The 7,712-nt window shown below is 44.0% G+C and carries 7 protein-coding genes; 4 read left to right on the top strand and 3 right to left on the bottom strand.

What is annotated here, in order from left to right:
• Positions 1–136: 136 nt before the first annotated feature.
• The 3 genes from H8706_RS10400 to H8706_RS10390 form a co-directional block, all read right to left on the bottom strand.
• Positions 137–856 (bottom strand): type 1 glutamine amidotransferase, encoded by a 720-nt coding sequence (locus H8706_RS10400; protein WP_262432573.1) that lies wholly within the window; start codon positions 854–856, stop codon positions 137–139.
• Positions 853–2,208, bottom strand: coding sequence for a Mur ligase family protein (locus H8706_RS10395; protein WP_262432572.1), 1,356 nt, complete (start codon positions 2,206–2,208; stop codon positions 853–855). The genes H8706_RS10400 and H8706_RS10395 overlap by 4 nt, the downstream gene beginning before the upstream one ends.
• A 165-nt stretch (positions 2,209–2,373) precedes the next feature.
• On the bottom strand, positions 2,374–3,393 hold the full coding sequence (locus H8706_RS10390; RefSeq protein ID WP_262432571.1) for a PTS transporter subunit IIC: 1,020 nt from the start codon (positions 3,391–3,393) through the stop codon (positions 2,374–2,376).
• A gap of 127 nt (positions 3,394–3,520) precedes the next feature.
• On the opposite strand from H8706_RS10390, the gene H8706_RS10385 reads away from it, so the two are divergent.
• The 4 genes from H8706_RS10385 (at position 3,521) to H8706_RS10370 (ending at position 7,710) form a co-directional block, all read left to right on the top strand.
• Positions 3,521–4,369 carry a M23 family metallopeptidase gene (locus tag H8706_RS10385; RefSeq protein ID WP_262432570.1) on the top strand — a complete coding sequence of 283 codons (849 nt, stop codon included), beginning with the start codon at positions 3,521–3,523 and terminating at the stop codon, positions 4,367–4,369.
• 69 nt (positions 4,370–4,438) lie between these two features.
• Positions 4,439–5,299, top strand: coding sequence for a zinc metalloprotease (locus H8706_RS10380; RefSeq protein WP_262432569.1), 861 nt, complete (start codon positions 4,439–4,441; stop codon positions 5,297–5,299).
• Complete coding sequence (locus tag H8706_RS10375) at positions 5,229–7,061, top strand: TIGR03960 family B12-binding radical SAM protein (RefSeq protein ID WP_262432568.1); 1,833 nt, start codon at positions 5,229–5,231, stop codon at positions 7,059–7,061. Before H8706_RS10380 ends, H8706_RS10375 begins: the two co-directional genes overlap by 71 nt.
• Positions 7,054–7,710 carry a TIGR03936 family radical SAM-associated protein gene (locus H8706_RS10370; RefSeq protein WP_262432567.1) on the top strand — a complete coding sequence of 219 codons (657 nt, stop codon included), beginning with the start codon at positions 7,054–7,056 and terminating at the stop codon, positions 7,708–7,710. The genes H8706_RS10375 and H8706_RS10370 overlap by 8 nt, the downstream gene beginning before the upstream one ends.
• Positions 7,711–7,712 lie beyond the last annotated feature (2 nt).

Here is a 7,712-nt window from a genome sequence, read left to right as displayed (position 1 = left end):
TAAAAATCTCTTTATAATATAGTCGTGCGCGGTGTTTTCGAGCGTTGACTCTATGTCGGAAAGCACAAAAGACGCATCTTTTTTCATCACCGCGTTTTTTATGATTTTATCGGCAAGCATTATTTTTAAAATATCGCTATTTTTTTAAAAATCTCTTTATAATATAGTCGTGCGCGGTGTTTTCGAGCGTTGACTCTATGTCGGAAAGCACAAAAGACGCATCTTTTTTCATCACCGCGTTTTTTATGATTTTATCGGCAAGCACAGGATTTTTTGGGAGCAGAGGTCCGTGCAGATACGTTGCGACAACGTTTTTATAAACAACGCCCTCATATCCCGACTCACCGTCATTGCCGTATCCGTACAAAACCTTTCCGAGCGGTTTGTGCGAATTTATGAAGGTGCGTCCGCCGTGATTTTCAAATCCGACAACCGTTGTGCCGATATAGTCACTGTCGAGAATTATATTTCCTATAAGGCGCGGACTGCCCTGAACGGTGTAAATATCAAGAATTTTAAGTCCCTCTATTTTTTCGTTTTCGAGCTGATAGTAATGCCCCAAAAGCTGATACCCTCCGCACACCGCCGCAAGCGTACCGCCGTTTTCGACATACTGCGTGATGTCGCTTTTTATGGTGAGGAGTTTTTTGCACACCAAAAGCTGTTCCCTGTCCGAACCGCCGCCGATAAACACAATGTCAAGGTCGGCAAAATTTATATCGTCGTCTATGCCGTACGGCTTCACTTCGGTTTCAATTCCACGCGCCTGCATACGTCTTGTGAGCGCCGCAATGTTTCCTCTGTCGCCGTATAAATTTAAAAGGTCGGGAAAAAGATGCCCTATTGTGATTTTCATTTTTCCTCCTCCTTTTCAAGCTTCAGAAGATTTGTCTGTGTGGAAAAAAGCGCGGTGTAATTTACAAGAACATAGAGCGTTCTTTTGCTTCTGCCGATTATTTCGGCAAGATTTTTTATGTTGTTTTCCAAAACGTCAAAATCTTTCAAATCGGCATATTTAAAGCGCACCGCAACGTCGTCACGCCTTATTCCGCCGGCGGTGAGGCTTTTTATGTTCGACTTTGCCATAAGCTCAAAATCAACGTCCCAAATCCACGATATGTCGCGTCCGTCCTGCGCGTTGTCGTTGATTACCGCAAAAACGTCTTTTTCCTCGGGATCGGCATTGAGTGTGGCAATCGCCTGATTAAATCCCGCGGGATTTTTCGATAAGTTTAATATCACCTTTTTACCGCCGATATTAAAACTTTCCATTCTGCCGATTTGCGGTTTATATTCCGCAAGCGTTTTTCCGATGTTGCCAATGTTGCCAAACGCGAGATTGAGCGACGCAAACGCGGAAAAGGCGGCAAGAATATTGTAAATGTTGTAAAATCCCTTGTAATCCACCGAAACGGGCAAGGTTTTTCCGTCGAAATTTATATCAAATTTCATTATGCCGTCAAGGTCAACGTTTTTCGCACTGTAATCAAGCTTCGGACGTTTAAATCCGCACTTTTCGCAGTAATAATCGCCAAGCTGGCTGTAGTGATAGTAGTTATATTTAAGTTCCTCACCGCATACAAGGCAAAATCTGCCCTCTTTTATTTCGTTTGTTTCAACGTTTGTTTTTTCGTCAACACCGTAGTAAACCGCGTTGTATTTTGTGCCGAAATAAGTGCACAGAGGGTCGTCGCCGTTGAGAATTAAATTAACCTTGCCGAGCTTGTCAAACGCCTCGGTGAGAAGTTTTATCGTTATGTCAATCTCGCCGTAGCGGTCAAGCTGGTCGCGGAAAAGATTTGTTATAACAACCTTGTCGGGCTTTACATACGGCACAATGCGCCTGATGCTCGCCTCGTCGCACTCGATAACCGCATAGTCGGCATTGATTTTGCCGAAAATATTCGCGCTTTCGACAAACGCACAGCACACACCGGGGAGCATATTTGCGCCGACGTTGTTGCACACAACCTTTTTGCCCTCGTTTTTAATCATAGAGTATAAAAGGTTGCTTGTGGTGGTTTTTCCGTTTGTTCCGCAGATGAAAATTATTTCTTTTTTAATCTGCTTTGACAAATACGAAAGAATATCGGGACATATTTTAAGCGCAATTTCGCCCGGCGTCGACGAGCCTTTTTTGCCCATCAGTCTGCCGAGAATTATCGACGCTTTTGAAACTGTAATTGCTAAAATCCGCCTTAAAAACATTTTATCACCTTAAAAAATTTTTTAAAAATGTATATAAACCTAAAATACGGGGATAAATAGAATTGACCTCACAAATATTTTAAGTGCGCCAAGCCTTGCGGTTTGACGTACTTAAAACCCCCTTTACTTGAGCAACGGCTTGATTGGTTTTAAGTCGTTGCTTTTTTATATGTCAAGTTTTAAGTCACTGTCGTCAAAAATTTTGAAATGTTTGAAAATTTTCGCGATTATGTACGTAAGAACCGCAGGAAGAACAATGCACAGGAGCAAAACAACCAAAATGTCGTTTAAGCCGACACCTGTTTTGCTTAACACTCCGATAGGTCCGACAAGACCGCACGTTCCCATTCCCGACGCGATTGCAACGGGATTTTCCATTTTGAACACCGCCGCCGAGAGTGCGCCCGTTATAAGCGAGCATATCGTGGGCGGAAGCCAGATTACGGGCTTTTTGACGATATTGCCCATTTGGAGCATACTTGTTCCGAGTCCCTGGGCGATAACACCGCTCCATTTGTTTGCGGCAAAACTCATCACTGCAAAACCGACCATCTGCGCACAGCAGCCTGCCGTTGCCGCACCGCCTGCAATACCCGTAAGCGCGAGCGACGCACATATTGCCGCTGACGATATGGGAAGCGTTAAGCAAATTCCTACAACCGCCGAAACGAGAGCGCCCATAAGCACAGGCTTTAATTCAACAAACATCATTATAAGACTGCCGAGATATTTCATAACAGCGCTTATTCCGGGACCCACAAGCATAGATACACCCACGCCGACTGCGATTGTGACAGTCGGAGTAACTATTATATCCACTTTTGTTTCCTTATAAACAAGCTTGCCGAATTCCGCGGCGATAACTGCGGCGATAAACGTTCCGAAAGGTCCGCCGAGCGCCGACGACGCACAGCCCACCGCACAAAGCGAAAACAAAACAAGTCCCTGTGCGCCGAGCGCTGTTCCTATTGCCATTGCCATTGACGGACCCTGCGCGAGGTTGCAGTAATTCTGCATTTGCTTTAAAAATCCGCTTACCGGCTCATACGAAACATAGTCGGCGATTGTGCCGAAAATTGTGCCGATTAGAAGCGACGCGAAAAGTCCGAGAGCCATTGCTCCGAGCGCGTCGATAAAATATACCTTTGCACTGAGTGATATTCCCTTACGTTTAAGAAACTGCATTTTATATACCGTCCTTTACACATATTACCTTTTAGTATATATCAATCTCAAAAATATTTCAACGTTTTTTGCAAAATTAAGCATATTTTGTAGTTTTTCACAATATATGTGGTATGAGGTGATGAAAATGAGTGCAAGTAAGTTAAGATACTCGAGCCGAAACGAAAAAACAGACAGTGCAAAAGGTCACGGCATTGCAAAAAAGTTTGCCTTTCAGACGCTTGCAAGCGTGTGCATACTCGGCGCGTCGGTTTTTGCGTGCAATTCAAATTTTCCCTATTCCGAAAATTTTAAAACTTACATAAAACGTTCGCTGAACGTTTCCACCGACATAAGCAAGGTAAAGTCTGCCGCGTCGTTTGCCATAAAAAAAAGCGGTCTTGACAGCATTGAGGTTATTAAAAACATTGACGACCGTTTAAACGAGGGAAATGTTCAAAATCCCGAAATTCCAAGCGAGTCGGACGCCGAGGCGGCAAGCGAAAAAATAGAACCGCCGTCCGAAACCGCACCTGAAATTGAAACGGTTAAAAATGCGCCCGCGGAAACAACCCCCCAAACAAATCCCGACGCAATGCCGGCTTTTAGAAATCCGACCGAGGGAAAAATTTCGTCGGTATTCGGCGGGCGCGTCCACCCGGTGACGGGCGCGGACGGCAACTTTCACACAGGCATTGACATTGCAGGCGTTATGAACCAGACGGTAATATCCGCCGCCGAGGGAAAGGTTATAAAAACGGGCGAGGACAGCGCAAACGGCAAATACGTGATAATCGAACACACGGGCGGTTACACCACCGCGTATGCGCACCTAAACAAAATCTGCGTCACCGAGGGCGAATACGTAGACAACAACACAAAAATCGGTCAGATGGGCGAAAGCGGAATTGCAACGGGAGTGCATCTTCATTTTGAAATCAAGAAAAACGGCGAACGGCTCAATCCCGAAAATTTTGTGCTTTATAAGCACAAATAATTTTTATAAATCATTGTAAAAGCGGTGAGTGTTTTCAGCAAAATATCGGTAAGCGGTTACTTTTTTGCCGTGCTGTTGATTTTTACGGCGGCAGGGCGTTTAAGAGAATATGCCGTAATCTTTGCCGCGGCGCTTCTGCACGAGGGCGCACACATTGCGGTGATGAAAATTTTAAAAATAAAATGCCAAAATATTAAAATTATGCCGTACGGGCTCATAATAAAAAGCGAAATGACAAAAAATCCGAATGAGGAAATTTTCGTTTCGGCTATGGGCCCCGCGGCAAATTTTTTTGCGTTTTTAATATGTGTAAACTTTAAAAATTTAACGTTTTTCGCACTCTGCAACCTTGCGCTTTTTCTTTTAAACCTCGCCCCGGCACTTCCGCTCGACGGCGCGGTGATTATAAAAGCCTTTCTTGCATACGCGAAAGGTTATTTGATTTCGTACAAAATTATGCTGACAGTTACAAAAATCACCGCCGTAATAACCGTCATATTTGGTATGATTTTCTTAATTATTACCAAATATAACATTTCCTTATTGATTATCGGTATGTTTTTGTTGTATAATATAAAGAATGAAAAAGAAAATTTAATTCTTTTAAGAAAAAAGCTTTTGTGCCGCGATTTTTTAAACGGCGCAAAGCGCTTTAAAATAAAGCATATCGGCGTTGCAAAAGACGTATGCGCGCTTACGCTTTTGAGTTCGTACACACCGCAGTGCGCGCTCGTTGTTTCGGTGTTTGACGAAAATTTTAAAATTATCGGAACGCTTTCGCAGGCGGAAATTTCGGACGGAATTTTAAAATACGGCGCGCGAGTTAAAACGGGTATGCTTTTGAGAGAGGATATAACCAATGAAAAACAAGCTGAAAAAAATACTTCCGTCGGTGGAAAAGCCGACGCGATATATCGGGACGGAATTTAACAGCGTTCACAAAGATTTAAACGGCATAAACATACGTTTTGCGTTTTGCTTTCCCGACGTTTACGAGGTCGGAATGAGCCATCTCGGAATGAAAATTCTGTATCATCTTTTAAACTCGGTTGACGATATTTACTGTGAGCGCGTGTTTGCGCCGTGGGTTGATATGGAGGAAAAAATGCGTGAAAACGATATTCCGCTTTTTTCGCTCGAAACAATGTCGCCCGTGTCGGATTTTGATTTCATAGGCTTTACGCTCCAGTATGAAATGAGCTATTCAAACATTGTCAATATGTTAAAGCTTGCAAACGTTGCGCCCAAATCCTGCGACAGAAAAGATGGCGACCCGTTTGTGTGTTTCGGCGGACCGTGCGCGTATTCGTCCGAGGCAATCGCCGATTTTGCCGATTTTTATATGCTCGGCGAGGGTGAAGAAGTTATGATTGAAGTTATGGACGCATACCGCGAATGGAAAAAAAGAGGCGGTACGCGCTTTGAATTTTTAAAGGAAATTTCGCAAATCGGCGGAATTTACGTTCCGTCGTTTTATGAAATTTCATACAATGACGACGGCACGGTTAAGGCGATTGACACAAAATACGATTTTGTGCCCAAAACAGTGAAAAAACGAATTATCGCCGATATGGACAAGGTGTTTTATCCCGACAGGATTATAGTTCCGTTCGGCGAAATTGTGCACGACAGAATTATGCTCGAAATGTTCAGAGGGTGCATAAGAGGGTGCAGATTTTGCCAGGCAGGTATGATTTACCGTCCCGTCAGAGAAAAATCGAAAGAAACACTCTTAAAACAAGCCGAAGCGCTTTTGAAAAACACGGGATATGAAGAAATTTCGCTCTCGTCGTTAAGCACAAGCGACTACCGCGATTTGAAAGACTTCACAACCGAACTGATAAAACTCACCGAGAAAAACAAGGTCAACCTCTCGCTCCCGTCATTAAGGCTCGATTCGTTTTCGTTCGACCTTATGGAAAAGGTGCAGAAAGTACGCAAAAGTTCGCTCACATTCGCACCCGAGGCAGGCAGTCAGCGTATGCGCGACGTTATAAACAAGGGCATATGCGAAGAAGATTTACTCTCCGCGGCAAAAATGGCATTTGAGGGCGGGTATACGAGCGTGAAGCTTTATTTTATGCTCGGACTTCCCTACGAAACGATAGAGGACGTTTGCGAAATAGCGGCACTCGGAAACAAGGTTCTGGGCGAATATTTCTCGATAGAAAAAGAAAAACGTCCGAAAGGTCTGCGCCTTTCGATAAGCGTTTCAAGCTTTGTACCCAAAGCGTTTACGCCGTTTCAGTGGGTAAGGCAGAACACGCTTGACGAAATAAAAGAAAAACAGGCGGAGCTTAAAAAATGTATGCCTAAAAGGATTAACTTTGCATATCACGCCGCACCCGTGAGCGTGCTTGAGGGCGTGTTTGCGCGCGGTGACAGACGTCTTTCCGAAGTTATTTTAAAGGCGGTTGAAAAAGGCGTTAAGTTTGACGGCTGGGACGAGCATTTCAGAAACGATTTATGGAACGAAGCATTTGAAGAATGCGGTCTTGACCCGAAATTCTACGTCCGCGACAGAGAATTTGACGAAATTCTGCCGTGGGATATGATTGACGCGGGTGTGACCAAGAAATTTTTGATAAGCGAAGCAAAAAGGGCAAAAGAGGGCATTGTAACCCCCAACTGCCGTGCAAAATGCGCAGGGTGCGGAGCTTTATCTTTCGGAAGAGGTGTGTGCTTTGAATAAATACAGGCTTAAATACAGAAAAACCGACGATGCGCGGTTTATTTCGCATCTCGACTTTGTAAGGACGATAACGCGCACGTTCAGGCGCGCAAATCTTCCCGTAAAATATTCCCAAGGGTTTAATCCGCATATGATTATGACTGTTGCGCTCCCTATTTCTGTTGGAGTTATAAGCGACGCGGAATATATGGAAATTGAATTTACCGAAGATGTGCCGTGCGGTGAAATTGTGTCGCGTTTAAACGAAAACATTCCGCTCGGGCTAATCATCACCGACGCGCGAAAGGTATCCGAAACCGACACACCGCTCAGCAAAATCGCATATGCAAAATATCTTGTAAACGTTGAACACCGCGGAAACTGTGATATAGAGAAAATTATGCAGAACGAAACTCTTGAAGTTGACAAAAAAACGAAAAAAGGCATAACTCTTACAAATATCAAGCCTATGATTTCGTCTGTCGGTTTAATAAGCGACAATGACGGCAATGCTGAATATGAAATGGTTTTGTCGGCAGGAAACGTGCAGAATTTGAAGCCCGAAACGGTGATTTCGGCATTTGAAAAATACTCGGACGGCTACAAAGCTGATTTTATAAGCATTACGCGCACGGAAATGTATTTTGACGGGTTTAAGTCCGTTATGTAAGG

Source organism: Qingrenia yutianensis (assembly GCF_014385105.1).
GTDB classification, from domain to species: domain Bacteria; phylum Bacillota; class Clostridia; order UMGS1810; family UMGS1810; genus Qingrenia; species Qingrenia yutianensis.
The sequence above is the reverse complement of the archived record's forward strand: the minus strand, read 5'-3'. Positions and strand labels throughout refer to the sequence as shown.

Bases quoted from the DNA above. Each gene is read 5' to 3' on its own strand.
- H8706_RS10395 (WP_262432572.1), bottom strand. From the start codon at position 2,208: ATGTTTTTAAGGCGGATTTTAGCAATTACAGTTTCAAAAGCGTCGATA.
- H8706_RS10400 (WP_262432573.1), bottom strand. From the start codon at position 856: ATGAAAATCACAATAGGGCATCTTTTTCCCGACCTTTTAAATTTATAC.
- H8706_RS10390 (WP_262432571.1), bottom strand. From the start codon at position 3,393: ATGCAGTTTCTTAAACGTAAGGGAATATCACTCAGTGCAAAGGTATAT.
- H8706_RS10375 (WP_262432568.1), top strand. From the start codon at position 5,229: ATGAAAAACAAGCTGAAAAAAATACTTCCGTCGGTGGAAAAGCCGACG.
- H8706_RS10385 (WP_262432570.1), top strand. From the start codon at position 3,521: ATGAGTGCAAGTAAGTTAAGATACTCGAGCCGAAACGAAAAAACAGAC.